15 protein-coding genes and 1 pseudogene are annotated in these 17,797 nt (G+C 55.0%); 7 read left to right on the top strand and 9 right to left on the bottom strand.

Annotated elements, in window-relative coordinates:
• Positions 1-28 precede the first annotated feature (28 nt).
• Positions 29-412, top strand: a complete 384-nt coding sequence (locus ACTF5M_RS00675) for a hypothetical protein (protein WP_438959193.1) — start codon at positions 29-31, stop codon at positions 410-412.
• On the opposite strand, the gene ACTF5M_RS00670 is transcribed toward ACTF5M_RS00675, so the two are convergent.
• The 6 genes from ACTF5M_RS00670 to ACTF5M_RS00645 all read right to left on the bottom strand — a co-directional run bounded on the left by ACTF5M_RS00670 (position 409) and on the right by ACTF5M_RS00645 (position 7,520).
• Complete coding sequence (locus ACTF5M_RS00670; RefSeq protein WP_438959192.1) at positions 409-1,992, bottom strand: Ppx/GppA family phosphatase; 1,584 nt, start codon at positions 1,990-1,992, stop codon at positions 409-411. The genes ACTF5M_RS00675 and ACTF5M_RS00670 overlap by 4 nt on opposite strands.
• A gap of 83 nt (positions 1,993-2,075) precedes the next feature.
• Positions 2,076-4,241: an RNA degradosome polyphosphate kinase gene (locus ACTF5M_RS00665; RefSeq protein WP_438959211.1), complete on the bottom strand. Its 2,166-nt coding sequence runs from the start codon at positions 4,239-4,241 to the stop codon at positions 2,076-2,078.
• A gap of 69 nt (positions 4,242-4,310) precedes the next feature.
• The gene (locus ACTF5M_RS00660) at positions 4,311-4,970 is read right to left on the bottom strand and encodes a chromosomal replication initiator DnaA (protein WP_438959191.1); all 660 of its coding nucleotides are present in this window, start codon (positions 4,968-4,970) and stop codon (positions 4,311-4,313) included.
• A 9-nt stretch (positions 4,971-4,979) separates the two neighbouring features.
• Positions 4,980-6,083, bottom strand: coding sequence for an AI-2E family transporter (locus ACTF5M_RS00655; protein WP_438959190.1), 1,104 nt, complete (start codon positions 6,081-6,083; stop codon positions 4,980-4,982).
• 60 nt (positions 6,084-6,143) lie between these two features.
• Entirely contained in the window at positions 6,144-6,881 is a 738-nt protein-coding gene (locus tag ACTF5M_RS00650; protein ID WP_438959189.1) for an SDR family oxidoreductase, read from the bottom strand.
• A gap of 123 nt (positions 6,882-7,004) precedes the next feature.
• Positions 7,005-7,520, bottom strand: coding sequence for a fasciclin domain-containing protein (locus ACTF5M_RS00645; RefSeq protein ID WP_438959188.1), 516 nt, complete (start codon positions 7,518-7,520; stop codon positions 7,005-7,007).
• A gap of 209 nt (positions 7,521-7,729) precedes the next feature.
• Between ACTF5M_RS00645 and proS the strand changes: the two genes are divergently transcribed.
• The 4 genes from proS to ACTF5M_RS00625 all read left to right on the top strand — a co-directional run bounded on the left by proS (position 7,730) and on the right by ACTF5M_RS00625 (position 12,216).
• Positions 7,730-9,073 (top strand): proline--tRNA ligase, encoded by a 1,344-nt coding sequence (gene proS / locus ACTF5M_RS00640; RefSeq protein ID WP_438959187.1) that lies wholly within the window; start codon positions 7,730-7,732, stop codon positions 9,071-9,073.
• A 74-nt stretch (positions 9,074-9,147) separates the two neighbouring features.
• Positions 9,148-10,425, top strand: a complete 1,278-nt coding sequence (locus ACTF5M_RS00635; RefSeq protein WP_438959186.1) for a lipoprotein-releasing ABC transporter permease subunit — start codon at positions 9,148-9,150, stop codon at positions 10,423-10,425.
• Entirely contained in the window at positions 10,418-11,101 is a 684-nt protein-coding gene (locus ACTF5M_RS00630; protein ID WP_438959185.1) for an ABC transporter ATP-binding protein, read from the top strand. The genes ACTF5M_RS00635 and ACTF5M_RS00630 overlap by 8 nt, the downstream gene beginning before the upstream one ends.
• Before the next feature lie 125 nt (positions 11,102-11,226).
• The gene (locus tag ACTF5M_RS00625; protein ID WP_438959184.1) at positions 11,227-12,216 is read left to right on the top strand and encodes an Ldh family oxidoreductase; all 990 of its coding nucleotides are present in this window, start codon (positions 11,227-11,229) and stop codon (positions 12,214-12,216) included.
• Between the two features lie 12 nt (positions 12,217-12,228).
• On the opposite strand, the gene parE is transcribed toward ACTF5M_RS00625, so the two are convergent.
• On the bottom strand, positions 12,229-14,187 hold the full coding sequence (gene parE, locus ACTF5M_RS00620) for a DNA topoisomerase IV subunit B (protein WP_438959183.1): 1,959 nt from the start codon (positions 14,185-14,187) through the stop codon (positions 12,229-12,231).
• Between the two features lie 131 nt (positions 14,188-14,318).
• On the opposite strand from parE, the gene ACTF5M_RS00615 reads away from it, so the two are divergent.
• Positions 14,319-15,662: an MATE family efflux transporter gene (locus ACTF5M_RS00615; protein ID WP_438959182.1), complete on the top strand. Its 1,344-nt coding sequence runs from the start codon at positions 14,319-14,321 to the stop codon at positions 15,660-15,662.
• Positions 15,663-15,715: 53 nt separating this feature from the next.
• Positions 15,716-16,132, top strand: a complete 417-nt coding sequence (locus tag ACTF5M_RS00610) for a VOC family protein (protein ID WP_438959181.1) — start codon at positions 15,716-15,718, stop codon at positions 16,130-16,132.
• 21 nt (positions 16,133-16,153) lie between these two features.
• Here the strand turns inward: ACTF5M_RS00610 and ACTF5M_RS00605 are convergent.
• Together ACTF5M_RS00605 and ACTF5M_RS00600 are read right to left on the bottom strand one after the other, a co-directional pair.
• Positions 16,154-16,534: pseudogene (locus ACTF5M_RS00605) on the bottom strand (hypothetical protein); the annotation flags it as partial.
• A gap of 12 nt (positions 16,535-16,546) precedes the next feature.
• Positions 16,547-17,749, bottom strand: coding sequence for a pyridoxal phosphate-dependent aminotransferase (locus tag ACTF5M_RS00600; RefSeq protein ID WP_438959180.1), 1,203 nt, complete (start codon positions 17,747-17,749; stop codon positions 16,547-16,549).
• Between the last annotated feature and the right edge of the window lie 48 nt (positions 17,750-17,797).

Raw genomic sequence — 17,797 nt, 5'->3', positions numbered from 1 at the left:
TTTGGACAATCGATTTTAGGTGAATGGTATGAAAAGTATTCTTTATGTCGCAACGCTAACCTTTGCTTTGACGCTTTCGGCTACGGCACAGGACGTGGCGCAAGAACAGCCAGAGCAAGACGAACGATCGTTGATGCAGCGCGGTTTTGAGATGTTCTTTGAGGGGCTGTTAGACGAAGTAGAGCCGCTTAAGGAAGATTTGAATCAGCTGTCGGACGCTCTTGAGCCATCTTTGCAGGCGCTGATCGAAGAGTTTGGCCCTGCGTTGCGTGATTTAGCAAACAAGATCGACGACGCGACACGGTATGAAGCGCCCGAGGTTTTACCGAACGGGGACATTATCATCCGCCGCAAAGATGACGCGGCGCCGAACTCGGACGCACCCTCAGCGGACGGGCAGATCGAGATTTAGCGGCGGCGGCGCATGTTCACTTGTGGCGTAGCATCTAGGCTGCTGCACAGAGACATAAAGCGCGCTTCGGCGACCTCCCCGTAAAGGGGCTGCGCATCCGCTGATAGAACCAGCTCTAGAACCTTTTTCTTGGGATACCACTTCAGCTCGCCCATAGGCATGCCTGCTTGCATCCAAAGCATCGCGCCAAAACGAATGGCTTTGCCCAGAATTTCAGCCTCGCGCTGGGCCTCAACAGGGAGCAGGGAAGACAGCTCCTCAAAGCGCGTGCCTTCGCGGTTGTTGCGGTAGCGGTGGAGCAGGGCAAGGCCAAGATAGACGCGCTCTGCGTGCTTCAAACCACCAAGATTTGCGCGTGTTGCAGTGTCAAAACACACCTCCGCGCGGTAGTCAGGGTGGGCACGCCAGCTGACGTCATGAAGCAGACAGGCGGCTTTCACCATACGCTTGCGTCCATCGGGTAGGGCGCGAAACAGCGGTTTGATAAAGGCATAAAGCGTGCGACCAAAACCGGGCAGGCGGGCGTCTTTATCTTCTGCAAAGCGGCAGGCTTCGATCAATGGATCACGTTCGCGCAGGCGCTGTGGCATCTGCTCATACAGCATGCCTTCACGGATCCCATAGCTTGAGATGGCGATGTCTTTGGGCTTGAAACGGTTGGTCAGCACTTTGAGCACCTCAAGGGCGTAGGGCACAAGCGCCATCCGGCTGCCCGAAATGCCGCACAATTGGCGCAACTCCTCAAGGTCGTGGCCAGCTACAAATTGGGTAGTGGCACGCAGGGATCTCGATGTCATCCGGTATTCGTGCAGCACGTGCAGCGGATAGCCCAAGCGCTCCATATCAATGCGTGCGATGGCCCGCCACGAACCGCCTACTAAGAATAAACGGTGATTTTGGTCGCCCATTTTTGCGTGCAACTCATCCATGACCGCTTCGATGTGGGCCTTGCGCCCTTTCTTGCCGCCTTTGATATCGCGCAGCTTGAGGGGACCCAAAGGCGATGTTTCGCGCTTACCAACCCGTCCGTCACGCAACTCGGCCAACTCAAGCGAGGCGCCACCGATGTCGCACACCAGCCCATATGATTTGGGCCAGCCAAGCAATACACCTTGCGCTGAAAGGCGCGCCTCTTCTTTGCCGTCGATGATCCAAAGCTTCAGGCCGGTTTGCGCCTCGACCTCGTCTCGAAAGGCCAGCCCGTCAGAGGCTTCGCGCACGGCGGCCGTGGCAACGGCTGTCAGTGGTGGGATCCCCAAGCCTTCGGCAAGTTTTACAAAGCGCAAAATAGCGGCCAGCGCACGGGTTCGTCCTTCGGGATTTAGATGACCTGTTTCGGCAAGCCCCGCCCCCAAGCCGCACATGATTTTTTCGTTGTAGAAATAGGCGGGTGACCGTGCAGCGCCATCAAAAATGACCAAACGAACTGAGTTTGAGCCAACATCAATCACACCAACCCGTGACAAAGCACGCGCCGACGTCTCTTGGAAAAGGGGCCTGCCGAAAGGGCCCCATTCGGAAATGTCATCGCCAATACTGTCTTGACGCGGAGCGCTTTTGGGGGTGCTGGTTTTGGTCATTGCGCATCCGTCTTTGGCCACTTGCGCCCCTTGTATGGCCGATTTTGGTCTTGGCGCACAATCCTAGAAACAGCGCCGCGACGTTAGTCTTCGGTGTGGGTTAATTTGGGCACGTCTGCTGCACCTGCGGAGCCCCGCCCAGAAAGCGACGGGTTTTCCATAAAGAAACGGTGACAATTAAACGCAAAGCTGTCTTCAGGGATGTCGGGGCGGGTCCAGTTGCCGTTGCCGTCCATCACCCAGCTTTGCGCAACGTCAGCCAAATTAGCCGCCATCACTTGGCTGACAATCTGTGCTTTGACGGTGGGGTTTTTGATCTCAACTAAAGTCTCGACGCGTCGGTTAAGGTTCCGCCCCATCCAATCTGCGGAGCTGATGTAGACCCGTGCTTTTTTGCTGGGCAGGCCTTTGCCATTGCCGAAACATACAATGCGGCTGTGCTCCAAGAAGCGTCCGACGATTGACTTGACACGAATATTTTCTGACAGCCCTTTGATACCGGGCTTCAGTCCACAAATACCGCGCACCACGAGGCTGATTTGCACACCGGCTTGGCTGGCGGCATAAAGCGCGTCGATCACATTTGCCTCGATCAGGCTGTTCATTTTGGCCCAAATGGCGGCAGGGCGGCCTTCGCGGGCGTGTTTTGCCTCTTCCTCGATCCGCTCAAGCAGTGTTGATTTCAGGGTCATAGGGCTGATCGATAGGTTTTCCAGAACTTCGGGCTCTGCATAGCCCGAGAGGAAATTGAACACTTTGGTGGCATCACGCCCCAGGGCGGGATCGCACGTAAAGAGCGATACATCAGTGTAAATACGGGCTGTATCAGGGTGATAATTCCCAGTGCCGTAGTGGGTGTATGTGACCAGTTGGTCACCTTCGCGACGAACGACAGTGCTGATCTTGGCGTGGGTCTTAAGGGTCATAAAGCCGTAAACAACATGAGCGCCCGCGCGCTCAAGGCGGCGCGATTGGCGAATGTTGGCAGCCTCATCAAATCGCGCTTTTAGTTCCACCAGTGCGGTGACGGATTTGCCGTCCTCTGCCGCTTCGCAAAGTGCTGACACGATCGGGGAATTCTTGGACGTCCGATAAAGCGTTTGCTTGATGGCCAACACATTGGGGTCACGGGCGGCCTGCTGAACAAACCTGACCACCATATCGAAAGTCTCATAGGGGTGGTGCAGCAGCATGTCTTTTTGGCGGATGGCCGCAAACATATCAGCGTCGTGGTCCATAACCCGTTCAGGCACGCGTGGCTTGAACCCAGGCCACATCAAGTCGCTTCGGTCTTTGATGATCAGCGCTGACAGGTCTGCAACGCCAACAACCCCTGATACGTCAACGATCTCACTGTCTTCGACATCAAGGTTGTGCATCAGCATCTTGCGCAGTGCCGCGGGTGCGCCGGTAGACAATTCAACTCGGATAACCTCACCACGGCGGCGGCGTTTCAGCGCGGTTTCAAATTCGCGCACAAGGTCTTCTGCTTCTTCTTCAACTTCCAAATCACTGTCGCGCAAAATGCGAAACAGGCATTGCCCAACAGTTGCATAGCCGGGAAAGATCGTATCAAGACGCAGCAGCATAAGGTCTTCGACAGGCAGGAAACGCACAGCATCACCGGGCATGCGGACAAAACGGTCAATCTGCGCGGGGATCGGCAACAGGGCTTGCAGGGGTTCTTTATCGCGGCGGCGCTCAAGTTGCAGGGCAAGTGACAGACCGGCATTTGGGATAAATGGAAACGGGTGGGCTGGATCAATGGCCAGCGGTGACAGGACCGGAAAAACCTGACTGAGAAAATGCTCGTTCAAAAATTCCAGATCAGAAGGGGTCAGCTCATCACGCTCAAGAATGGTGATGCCTTCGTGTTCCATTTGATCGCGCAGCACACTGAACACGTCTTGTTGTTTGGCCATCAAAGCACCAGCATTGGTGTTGATCATGGCCAGCTGTTGTGCGGGCGTTAGCCCGTCCGCGGCGGGCGTCAGATTGCCTGCATCATCAAGCTCGCGCAGTCCGGCCACTCGCACGGTATAAAATTCGTCCAAGTTAGTTGCTGAAATGGACACAAACCTAAGCCGCTCAAGCAGTGGGACTTTGGGGTTTGCCGCTTCCTCAAGTACCCGCCAGTTGAATGCCAACCACGAGGCTTCGCGGTTAAAAAAACGGTCCGGTCCGCTTGTGTTTGCGTCGATTTCGATGGGCGCAGGAAAAGGGTGATCAAGGAAATTTGCGTGAGTCATGGCATAGTTATACATGGATATTTGTAACACCGAAGTAACGATTGCCACTTTGGTTACGTGCAGCGCGATTTAGTGTGCAAGGTCAGCCAAAACATCCCGTGCCAAATCACGGTTGATCGTTCGGCGCTCTGACAAGGCGCGTTTATCCATAGCGGCGACGATCTGGTGGGCGTGGGCAAAGCTACGCTCGGAATGGCGCAAAAGGTAGGTCAGCACGGCAGGTGTGGGTTGCAACTGTCGGTCGGCAAAGCCCTTAACCAAGACCGCCATCAGCAACATGTCGTCCGGCTCATCTATTTGTACGAGTGCCGTGCCCTGCAGACGGCTGGCCAAATCCGCAAGTGCGATGGGCCAGTGGTTTGGCGCGCCGATCCCTGTAAAAAGAAGCCGTCCCCCACGGCCCAAAACCGCGTTATGGATGTGAAACAGCATCTCTTCGGCGTCACGGTGGCCCGCAATAGTGTGCACGTCTTCAACGACAACAGCATTTTCTTCGGGCATCTCAAGGCTGGCGGCATCTATGATCTTGGCGCCTGACTGGCTGGCCCACACGTGGGATAAGTGGGTTTTGCCCGCACCTTTTGGTCCACTAAGGACAAGCTTGCCGTTTGGCCACAGATCGTCTTGTTCTACTTGGGCAACGGCTAGCGCATTGGCCTCGCTTATGAAAAAGTCATCGCGTCCAAGCGCCGTGCGGGACGGCAGATCAAAGCTTAGCTGTTGTGGCATTAAAAGTGGTTAGTCCTGCTTATCAAGGCCGCGATATAGCCGGCCATCAGTGTATTGCTCAAAGCCAAAGCGTACCAAAACGCCGATCATTGCGGCTAATGGTACCGCGACAAGCATGCCGACAAAGCCGAATATTGACCCAAAAACCGACAGTGCAAAAATAAGCCAGACGGGATGTAGACCTACGGACTTGCCGACGAGTTTTGGGGTAAGTACGTTGCCTTCAACCACCTGACCGATAACGAAGATCACTCCCACAGCGCCGATACGGAACCAGTCGGTTGCTACCTCAACGCTTGTGCCGTCGATCATTTGTGTGCCGCCCCAGAATTGGAAAAGGGCCAACCCGATCGCCAGAATGCCGCCCACCAACGCGCCCACATAGGGAATAAACGTCACAAGCCCTGCGATGAAACCAACGATCAGACCAAATTGCAGCCCCACGGTCATAAGGGCCACGGCGTAATATGCTCCCAAGACCAAACACACCGTGCCCATGCCGCGAATGAAGCTTGCCAAGGTCGCGTCAATATCACCGGCAAGTCGGCGGATCGTAGGGGCGTGGTCACGGGGCAAAAGCTCATCGACGCGGGCGGTCATGTTGTCCCAATCGAGCAGCAGATAGAATGCAACCACAGGCACCAATACGAGCAGGACCAAAATATTGATCAGACCCTTTGCGCTGGTCAAAAGCCCTTCGACCAATGCGCCGCCCTTGGCTTGGATTGCTTCGCCGATGCTTGAGAGTTGTTTGCGCATCACGGATTGGTCGTCAATCAACGATGGGAAGCGTTCGGTCAATGCCACGCGCAGGCGCTCGAACACGTCAGGCGCGGTGTTCACCAACAGGCCTGCTTGTTCAAGCAACGACGGTATTATCAATAAGAAGGAGAGACAGAAGATCAAGATCGCGACGATGGTGATGGTTACGGTCGCCAGAACGCGGCTCACGCCTAATTTTTCCAGCCGGTCCGCGAGGGGATCAAGGCAGTAGGCGATCGCGCTGCCAAGCACGAAGGGCAGGATTACGTCGCCCAAAAACCACAGGATCGCAAAGACAACCGCCGCTGCAATTCCCCAGTACTTTGCTTGTTGTTCGATGGGCAGGGCCATTGCCGTCTCCTTTGGACCTACATCGCGTCTTGCACGAGCGGTTTCAAGCAATATCGCCTGTTAAGACGGTGCTGGCAATCCGACGGCTGCGCGGCCCTCTGGGGTTTTGATGCTGAAGTCTGTGCCTGCGTATTTCGCACCGTCCGGCCCGCATAAGTATGCGATCGCTTTGCCGACCCATTCAGCAGGGATATGTGCGTCCCATGACATTTGGCTGACGGCGTTGATGCCACTTTTGGCGATGTCGCGCTGCATGTCCGTGGCGACTGTTCCGGGGCTAAGGCCTACACAGACAATTCCGCGGGATGCGTTTTCCAGATGCGTACATTTGGTCAGGCTCAGCACTGCGGCTTTAGTGGCGCAGTAGTGTGACCACCCTTCCAGCGCGCCCGTCGCTGCACCTGAGGAAATATTGATGATCGTGCCTTGGTCCATTGCGGGAAGCGCCGCGCGGATACCATAATAGACGCCCTTAAGGTTCACATCGACGATCTGCCCCCAAGCGGCAGGGTCGCTGTCTTCAATGCGCGCAATCGGGTCGATCAGGCCTGCGTTATTGACCAAAACATCCAAGCCGCCCCACTCAGCAACCACTTTCGCCACGGCTTTTTCCATTGAGGCGAAATCGCTAACGTCTGCGGTAATTGCGATGCCACCTATGTCTGCGGCAAGGGCTTCAAGGGCAGCGCCGTTCCGCGCAAGAACCGCAACCTTCGCACCGCGTTCGGCCAAAACCCGCGCGGCCGCTTCGCCAATGCCGCGTGACGCGCCGGTGATCAATATGCGTTTACCGTTCATAGCTTTGTCCCATCCTCTGTTTCGTAGTTTGCACCATTGTCGAACAACCGAAAGCCGCCCACAACATAAATAAAGCCCCGCCAGTTTGCACCGACGGAGCTTTTTCAGTTTACCGTTGTTTGATTAGTGGCAAGCGGGCCGTGTCCCGGGCAGCAACACTTTGTCGATCACGTGGATCACACCATTGTCTGCTTTGATGTTGGCGATGATGACATTTGCGCTTTCACCTGTCCCATCTGCAATGCTGACGCCGCCCGCACCTTTGGTGATGCACATCCTCTCGCTTGCCAAAATCGGCTTGAAGTAGTTTGAACCAGCAGGGATTTGCTCGGCGGTCAGGTTGCGATCATCCACATGATAGAGCAGCACATTCGTCAAATCACCCTTGTTTTCGGGCAGCAAAAGCGTCTCAATTGTGCCTTCTGGTAGGGCCGCAAACGCATCATTTACGGGTGCGAAAACGGTGAAAGGACCAGGTCCGGACAGTGTGTCGACCAAGCCTGCCGCGGAAACAGCGGCCACAAGGGTTGAGAACCGTTCATCGCCAACGGCGATATCAACGATTGACTGTGCGGAGGCTACTGTTGCCATTGTTGCGGCAACTGCACCTGCTGCGGCGGCTTTTAGAAAACGGTCCATACTCTTTAACTCCCATAAAATATACCAACGGCAACCAAACCACGCGGTACCTGTTGTATTTAGTTTACGGCGGGCAAGGAGAATGGATCACAATGAGTTTCCACAGCCATTTGCTGCTAAGCCTTACTGGCCACTAATAATCGTTGATTGCCAACGCTGGCCACATTGCCTAGACCTGCTTTAATTCAACACACAAAGGCCCCAAACACATGCGTATGTCCCTCTATTTCCTGCCCGTCCTGAAGGAAAACCCCTCTGAGGCGTCAATCGTGTCGCACCGTTTGATGTTGCGGGCGGGGATGATCAAACAGGCTTCTGCGGGGATTTATTCGTGGTTGCCGATGGGTCTGAAAGTTTTGCGCAATATCGAGACCATCGTGCACGAAGAACAGCAGCGCGCTGGGCATATTCCAGTTTTGATGCCAACGCTGCAATCGGCTGATTTATGGCGGGAAAGTGGGCGTTATGACGACTACGGAGAGGAGATGTTGCGCATTTCAGATCGCCACGGTCATGACATGCTGTACGGCCCTACCAACGAAGAACAAATCACCGATATATTCCGCGCTCACGTGGGCAGCTACAAAGATCTGCCGCTGACCCTTTATCAAATCCAGTGGAAATTCCGCGATGAACGTCGTCCGCGTTTTGGTGTTATGCGAGGCCGTGAGTTCTTGATGAAAGATGGCTACACGTTTGATTTGAGCAAAGAAGACGCGCTTCACGCCTACAACCGCCACTTGGTGACATATCTGCGCAGTTACGAACGGATGGGGCTACAAGCGATCCCGATGCGTGCGGACGGTGGCCCGATTGGTGGCGATTACACGCATGAGTTTTTGGTACTGGCTGAAACAGGCGAGTCCGAAGTGTTCTATGACAGTGAGATCACGGACCTTACGTTTGGCGACCGCGCGATTGATTTTGATGATGTTGCGGCTTGTGCTGGGGTACTGGATGAGTTCACATCACGCTATGCGCGCACGGATGAAACCCACGATGCGGAGTTGTTTGCTCAAGTCCCAGCTGATCGTCAGCGTACTGCGCGTGGTATTGAAGTGGGTCAGATTTTCTACTTTGGCACCAAATACTCCGAAGCCATGGGCGCCACTGTTGTGAACGATCAACAGCAAAAAGTACCTGTGCACATGGGCAGCCACGGCATTGGTGTTTCGCGTCTGTTGGGCGCAATTATTGAGGCCTCGCATGATGATAACGGTATTATCTGGCCCGAAGGTGTAACGCCGTTCCACTGTGGCATCGTCAACCTCAAGACTGGTGATGCCGAGGCCGATGCGGCCTGTGAGGCGCTCTATGATAGCATGGTCGCGTTGGGGCTTGAGCCACTTTATGATGACCGCAACGAACGGGCAGGCGGTAAGTTTGCCACGATGGATCTGATAGGTTTGCCATGGCGCATTACCGTCGGGCCACGCGGCTTGAAGAACGGTGTTGTTGAGCTGACATCGCGCCGTGCCGGCGAAAGTGAGGAGCTGTCACCGGAGCAGGCGCTTTTGAAGATTGCACAAATCTATGGCAAGGCGGCGTCTTAAATCCCAAGTTGGCGCGCTTTGTGATATTAAGCGCGTCGACACATTTTGAGTAATTAATACAGGGGTCGATCTTCATGCCCAAACCCTTTGCGGCATTTGAATGGATAATCGCTTGGCGTTATTTGCGCGCCAAACGGGCGGAGGGTGGCGTCTCTGTGATGACATGGATTTCGCTGATCGGGATCACCCTAGCCGTATTTGCGCTTATTGCGACATTGGCAGTACGCGCAGGTTTTCGGGCGGAGTTTGTTGATACGATTCTTGGTGCGAACGCCCATGTGACTGTCTATCAATCGTCTGAAATCACACCGAACGGTGGTGCCAGCCGTGTGATCGAGGATTATGACGCGGTGGCCGATCGCTTGCGCCAGATCGATGGTGTAACCCGTGCGGCGCCGCTCATTCGTGGCAATGTCATGGCCAATCAGGCAGATCGCAACACAGGCGTTCAGGTTTACGGCATCAGTCTGCCTGACCTGCTGACCATCCCGCGCATCGCCGCGCCCGAACAGAGCATCGGTGCGATTTCGGATTTTGAGCAAGGTGTGGCCGTTGGCTCAGGTGTTGCGCGTGAATTGGGTCTGGGCGTCGGTGACAAGATCAAAATCATCTCGCCCAATGGCGCACGCACGCCCTTCGGCACGAAACCACGGGTTGGCGCGTTTGAAGTGGTCTATATCTTTAGCGCCGGTCGCTATGACATTGACCAAACCCGCGTCTATATGCCGTTTGCCCAAGCGCAGGAATTTTTCAACCGTGAAGGCGTTGCGGATGAAATTGAAGTAATGGTGGATACGCCCGAACAGATTGAGCGGTTTGCGGGCTCATTGATGACGGCTGGCGGGGATCGCGCGATGCTGTGGACGTGGAAAGACGCAAGTGGGTCGTTCCTTCAGGCGCTTGATATCGAAGACAACGTGATGTTTATCATCCTGTCTATCCTTGTGTTGATTGCAGCCATGAACATTGTCAGTGGCTTGATTATGTTGGTGAAAAATAAAGGCCGCGATATTGGTATTTTGCGCACGATGGGCCTGACAGAAGGTGCAGTTTTGCGGGTCTTCTTTATCTGCGGCGCGTTTACGGGCGCTATCGCTACGGCGCTTGGGGTGATCTTAGGGTGTTTATTTGCGCTCTATATTGATCCGATTTTTGGGTTTGTGAACACGGTTGCTGGCGGTGGTGTGTGGGATCCATCGATCCGTGGAATTTATCAATTGCCCGCCAAACTAGAGCTTGAAGACGTCTTGTCAGCTATCGGTTTGTCACTGCTTCTGTCATTCACGGCGACAATTTTTCCTGCGCGTAAAGCAGCGCGCATGAACCCCGTTGAGGCGCTGCGTTATGAATGATCCTGTGCTGGAACTTAAGGGCGTAGCCAAGACCTATAATGCGGGTCAGCCGAAGCAGATTGATGTGCTGCGCGGTATTGATCTGTCTATTTCGGCCGGCGAGGTGGTGGCCCTTGTGGCACCGTCGGGTGCAGGCAAGTCGACGTTACTGCATATCGCGGGGCTGCTCGATACGCCCACAAGCGGAGATGTTTTGCTGGCGGGGCGCGAGATGACACGGCTTAATGACCGTGCGCGCACATCTGCGCGCCGCGATGACGTGGGGTTCATTTACCAGTTCCATCATTTGTTACCCGAGTTTTCGGCGACCGAAAACGTGACCTTGCCACAACTTGCAGCCGGTACCCCGCGGCGGGTGGCTGATGCGCGCAGTCTGGCGCTGCTAGGGCGTGTTGGGGTTGCGCACCGCGCAGATCACCGCCCCGCAGAACTGTCAGGTGGTGAGCAACAGCGCGTTGCGTTCTGCCGTGCGTTGGCCAATCAGCCTAAGTTACTGTTGGCCGATGAACCCACCGGCAACCTTGATCCTGAAACCTCTGAACGGGTGTTTTCAACGCTGTTGGACTTGGTGCGCGAGACGGGGTTATCGGCCTTGATTGCGACCCATAATCTTGAATTGGCCGCGAAAATGGACCGCCAAATCAGGCTCGATGCAGGCGCGCTTCGCACTGCCTGAAACTAACGTTCAAGACCAGCCACATCAGATGGCATGTGCGGTGGCATTGCCATTTTGGGATTAGGGGGTAAACCTGCGGCCAAAGAACAAAATCACTTCCCAACAGCGTGCAAGGATTTCGCCAGATGACCACAACACCCCAGTCGATCAATGATATTTATCAAGCGGCGAAAGAAGCACTGGTGGCTTATGGCGCGACGCAAAGCGTAGCCCACCATGTGGCGGATGCGACGGCGCGCTCCGAGAGCCTTGGCAATGTAATATGTGGTCTGGCGTATTTGGAAAGCTACTGCATTCAATTAAAAAGTGGGCGTGTAAACGGGTCTGTTGAGCCACGTGTGGAGCGTCAAAAACCTAGTGCAATTTACGTCGATGGTGGCTTTGGTTTTGCACAGCCTGCCTTTGCCGCAGGGCTTGAAACGGCTGTCGCTGCAGCCAAAGAAAATGGCGTGGCCAGTTTGGCTGTGGGGCATACGCATACTTGCACGTCGCTTGGGTATTTTACCGAACAAGCCACCGCGAAGGGTGTGATTTGTATCGGGATGACGAATGCTTCGCCTGTTGTTGCGGCTCCGGGTGGCAAAACACCAGTGATCGGTACGAACCCGATTGCACTTTCAGTGCCGGACGGGGTTGGCGGCATGGCGATGCATTTTGACTTTTCGACCAGTGCTGTGGCTTTGGGCAAGATCGCGATGGCTAAAGCTGCAGGTCAGCCGATCCCGCTTGGCTGGGCGGTTGATGCACAGGGCAATCCAACGACTGACCCAGAGGCTGCGTTGGCAGGCTCGCTGGTGTCGGCTGGCGGCTACAAGGGCTGGGGGCTTGGTCTGATGGTCGAGATCTTGGCCGCTGGCATGACCGGCTCCGTCAACTCGCTTGATGTAGGCGGGCTGAAAAAAGCTGAAGGCAGCCCACATGATTTAGGGCAGTATTACTTGATGATTGACCCAAGCGGCGCACCTGAATTTGCAGCGCGCATCGCACGAGTCAGTGACGCAATTGCCGCCGACGAAGGTGCGCGTGTGCCGGGCAAAAAACGCAACGTGATGAGCCGCGTCGAGGTCCCTGCAGCCCTATGGACACGGGTTCAGGAGTTGGCCAAAGGCGTGTAACAGCGCCCTTGGTTAAACGTCCAGCTCTTCAACGAACTGGGCGTTTTCCTGAATGTATTCAAATCGTTTTTCTGGTTTTTTACCCATCAAGCGCTCAACCAGATCACCAGTTTCACCGGCCACATCCTCGTCAATCGTGACGCGGATTAGCTTGCGGGTCATTGGGTTCATCGTGGTGTCTTTAAGGTCTTTGGCGTCCATTTCACCCAAGCCTTTGAAGCGCGAGACATCGATTTTGCCTTTGCCGCCCAGACCTTTTTCGAGCCATGCGTCGCGCTCAGCTTCATCAAGGCAATAGACACGCTTGGCCCCTTGGGTAAGTCGGAAAAGCGGTGGGCAGGCCAGATAGAGGTGGCCTGTGTCAATCATCGGGCGCATTTGTGTGAAGAAGAACGTCATCAGCAACGCGGCAATGTGTGCGCCGTCTACGTCCGCGTCGGTCATGATGATAATCTTGTCGTAGCGCAGATCATCGACGTTGAATTTGGTCCCAAGACCGACACCAAGCGCTTGGGTCAAATCAGAAATTTCGGCGTTGCTGCCAAGTTTAGAGGACGCCGCGCCAAGCACGTTCAGGATTTTACCGCGCAGTGGCAACAGTGCTTGGGTTTTGCGGTCTCGGGCCATTTTGGCTGACCCACCCGCGCTGTCACCCTCAACGATGAAAAGTTCCGTGCCTTCGCGGTTTGTCGCAGAGCAATCCACCAGTTTGCCCGGTAGGCGCAGTTTTTTGGTGGCTGACTTTCGCGCTGTCTCTTTCTCTTGGCGTCGGCGCAAACGTTCCTCGGCACGCAGGACGAGGAAATCCAAAATCGCGCCCGCGGATTTGGTGTCTGCGGCAAGCCATGTATCAAAGTGATCGCGTATGGCGTTTTCTACCAACCGTTGCGCCTCAACAGTGGCGAGGCGGTCCTTTGTTTGTCCGACGAATTCTGGCTCGCGGATGAAGCACGACACAAGCGCAGAGCCGCCGGTTGTCAGATCATCACGGGTGATGGAGGCGGCTTTTTTGTTGTTGGCCAATTCGCCGTAGGCACGAATGCCTTTCAAGATTGCCGCCCAAAAGCCTGCTTCGTGGGTGCCGCCTTCGGGGGTGGGCACGGTATTACAATAGGACTGGATGAAACCATCGCGCGAGGGCGTCCAGTTGATGGCCCACTCAACTTTGCCTGGCGTGTTGAACTTCTCTTGGAAATCAACTGTGCCTGCAAAGGGCCGCTCGGCATAAGTTGATAGCCCCGAGAGGGTCTCGCCCAAATAGTCTGCAAGGCCGCCGGGGAAATGGAAGGTGGCCTCTGTGGGTGTTTCGCCGTCATCAATTGCCGATTTCCAACGGATCTCAACGCCCGAGAACAGATATGCCTTAGAGCGGATCGATTTGAACATCCGCGCAGGCTTAAAGCGGTGCGAGCCAAAGATCTGCTCGTCCGCGTGAAACGTCACAGTAGTGCCGCGCCGGTTGGGGGCGGCTCCGATTTTTTCGACACCACCCAACGGTACACCGCGTGAAAAGCTTTGCTCGTAGAGTTTTTTGTTGCGCGCTACTTGCACGACCATGCTGTCAGACAGCGCGTTGACAACGGACGCCCCCACACCGTGCAGACCGCCTGATGTTTGATAGGCCTTGCCAGAAAATTTGCCGCCTGCGTGAAGCGTGCACAAAATAACCTCAAGCGCGGATTTGTCTGGAAACTTTGGGTGCGGATCAATTGGGATGCCGCGACCGTTGTCACGGATGGTCACGCTGTAATCAGCGTTCAGTTCGACCTCGATGCGGTTTGCATGGCCTGCAACGGCCTCGTCCATAGAGTTGTCGAGCACTTCGGCGACCATGTGGTGCAAGGCGCGCTCGTCCGTCCCGCCGATATACATACCCGGGCGTTTGCGAACAGGCTCGAGGCCTTCGAGCACTTCGATGCTGTCTGCGTTGTAGTCATCGGCTTGGGCGCCGGACAGAAGATCATTGGCCATGGTACTGCTTCTTTTTATACGTGTTTGGCCGCACTATGACACGCCGTGGGCAGCGGGGGAAGTGCGTCTCGTTTATCTGGACAGTCAGATTTTTGTTGCAAGGCCCACTGGGATGGATCAACGGTTTTGCGATGAACGCATCCGCACACCTTAGCGCCTTGTTGCGCCTCGGCATTCCGTTGATCGGCAGTTTTCTGGCAGGCTTTTTGCTGGGGCTGACCGACACGATTATGCTGGGCTGGTATTCGGTTGAGGCACTGGCCGCGGCTACGATCGCGGGTAGCTTTTTCATGACGCTGCAGGTGGTAGGCTCTGGCTTTGCATGGGCGATTACGTCGCTGGTGGCGGAAGCGGACGCGAGGTCAGATACGGTTCAGGTGCGCCGCGCCACGCGCATGGGGATGTGGTTGTCCGTTGCATTTGCAGGTGCTGTGATGCCGGCGCTTTGGTTTTCGGAAGGTTGGCTGATTGGGCTGGGTCAAACCCCTGAGGTCGCATCAGGCGCACAAACCTATTTACGTATCGCGGGATGGGGGCTTTTCCCTGCACTTCTGGTACGGGTTTTGGCAAGCTATCTAAGTGCTGTTGACCGCGTAGGACCCGTGCTTTGGGTCACGCTTTTCGGGGCGGCTATCAACGTTGTGTTCAATTATGCCCTGATCTTTGGGAACTTGGGCTTACCGGAACTTGGCATTCAGGGGGCAGCTATTGCCTCAGTTTTGGTTCAAGTTGCGATGCTGGTCGTCTTTATGGGCTATGCCCAACGGGTTCTGCCGCAATACGATCTGTTCCGCAGCCTATGGAAAATTGATGCATCTGCGTTGCGGCAGGTGTTTGCGTTGGGCTGGCCGATTGCGCTGACGTCCTTGGCTGAGACAAGTCTGTTTACGGCGGCGTCCACAATGATGGGCTGGCTTGGCACCGATGCTTTGGCCGCACATGGCATTGCACTTCAGGTGGCCACGGGAACGTTCATGGTTCATCTGGGGCTGTCCCAAGCCACGACCGTGCGCGCAGGAAACGCCGTTGGACGTAGGGATGCGGCCGGTTTGATTCTGGGCGGTAAAGTTGCGGTCGGTGCGTCTTTTGCGGTTTCTGCGGCGACGATGGTTGTGTTTTTTGGCGTGCCAGATTTGTTCGTCACAGCGTTTTTGGCCCCCGATGATCCTGCCCGCGATGTGATTATCCCTATTGGCGTGTCGCTTATTTATATGGCAGCGTTGTTTCAGTTTGCAGACGGGCTGCAGGTTATCTGCTTGGGCCTTTTGCGCGGTGTGCAAGACACCCGCGTGCCCATGTGGTTGGCGGCGCTAAGTTATTGGGGGCTTGGATTGCCCGCAGCGTATGTTCTTGGGTTTGTCTTGGATTTTGGTGGTGTTGGGGTATGGGCCGGATTGATCGTTGGCTTGCTCGGGGCGGCGGTTTTGTTGGTTTGGCGATTTACAGCGCGGCGCGGCGTTTACATCACGGCGTGACGGCGCCCTGAACAGAGGCTAGGCTGTGGGCACTTATTTGAGGAGCGTTTTCGATGAAGCTTGAATTCCACCATATCAATTTTGTGTCCCGCGATGTTGACCGCATGCACGATTTTTACACTGGTTTACTCGGGCTTGATGACATTCCTCAAGATAATTTTCCGCGCACGGATGAGACCGAAGAGGCGGGCTATAGTGGTTCAATCCGCTTTGCCACAGATGGCGCGATGCAGATGCATTTGGCCGAGCGGAATTTGGATGTAGCATTCAAGAATGGGCAAACCATCAACCCCGTTGATCGCGGACACATCGCATTTCGAACCGATGATATCGCGGCGTTTTTGAAGCTTTTGGATGAGAATGATGTGCCGTACTCAGATTACGGAACGGCTTTTGCCAAGGAATGGCATCAGGTTTTTTTTCATGATCCCGAAGGCAATGTGATAGAGGTACACCAGCAGGTGGGCTAGTCTTTGACCACGATGCGGTCGGCTTTTTTTGCGTACCAATACGCTGCGTAGGTCGCGCATCGCGAGTAGCAGCGAGTTGGTTACTTCATCAAGTTGATCGTCACTGGCTTTGGATTGCGCCCATTGTGCAGTCAAGTTCAGACTGTCGATCGCGCGGTGGATGTCATCCATATCACGGGCTGCGAGCAACTCTTGACGCTCTTCCATCCATTCGCGGATCACCGCAAGATCAGCCTCGCTTAGCTCACGCTCGCCTTGCGGTTTTATCTCGCCGTTGCGAATGTCGAGAACCGCCAGCGGCTCCATATCGATGCGCCGTTGACGGTTTTCTGCGTCCACCCGAAATACTAGTGCGCCGTTTTCACGGATGCGGAAATAGTACTCGGGTAGATCGCTACTCATAAAGTCTCTCGTTTAGCTTAGGGCTGCGCAGAAAGTCTGGATACGTGTGCAGGCTTCTTTCAAGTTATCGTCTGACGTAGCGTAGCTGACGCGGAAGTTTGGTGAAAGTCCGAATGCCGCACCGAACACCACGGCCACACCGGTGTCTTCCAAAAGCGCGGTTGAGAAAGCCTCGTCGCTTTCAATAACAGTGCCTTTGGGCGTAGTTTTACCAATCAGGCCGGTGATGTTGGGGTATACATAGAACGCACCTTCGGGCGTGGGGCAGGTAACGCCATCAATCGCGTTCAGCATGTCCACAACCATGTCGCGGCGGCGTTTGAAGACCACGTTATGCTCGGGCAAAAAGTGTTGCGTGCCGTTCAGTGCCTCAACGGCGGCCCACTGGCTGATAGAGCAGGGGTTCGATGTTGATTGCGACTGCACTTTACGCATCGCTTTGATCATGTGCTCTGGACCCGCCGCATATCCAATGCGCCATCCGGTCATCGCATAGGCTTTGGAGACGCCGTTGCATGTCAGGGCGCGCTCATAAAGCTTGGGCTCTACTTCCGCAGGGGTCGCAAATTTGAAATCATCATAGGCCAGATGCTCGTACATATCATCTGTCATGATCCAAACATGCGGATGCTTTAGCAGCACGTCTGTGAGTTTTTTCAGCTCATCGGCTGAATAGCCCGCACCCGTTGGGTTTGAGGGCGAGTTGAAGATGAACCATTTTGTTTTAGGGGTAATCGCTGCTTCAAGCTGTTCTGCTGTAATTTTGAAGTTGTTCTCAAGGGTCGCTTCAACGGCCACAGGCGTGCCGCCACCCAGCAGAACCATATCCGGATAGCTGACCCAGTATGGGGCGGGGATAATTACCTCGTCGCCTTCGTTTAGTGTTGCCATGAAGGCATTATAAAGCGTCTGCTTGCCACCGGTGCCCACGCTGATCTGTGCGGGTGTGTACTCAAGTCCGTTATCGCGTTTTAGCTTGTCACAGATTGCTTGCTTCAGCTCAGGAATACCGTCAGGGGCCGTGTATTTGGTTTTCCCTGCAGCGATTGCAGAAACGGCTGCGTCTTTGATGTTTTGCGGGGTGTCAAAGTCTGGCTCACCTGCGCCAAGGCCGATCACATCCATGCCTTTTGCCTTTAACTCACCAGCAAGGGTGGTCACGGCAATCGTCGGTGACGGTTTGACGCGATCGAGTGTTTTGGACAGAAAAGACATTGTAGGCTCCGTTTTGCTCGGTGATAAGAATGTGTTAGAACGATTAAA

Origin of the sequence: Nereida sp. (genome assembly GCF_965655635.1) — a bacterium.
Taxonomy (GTDB): domain Bacteria; phylum Pseudomonadota; class Alphaproteobacteria; order Rhodobacterales; family Rhodobacteraceae; genus Nereida.
This window is presented reverse-complemented; position numbering and strand designations above follow the sequence as displayed.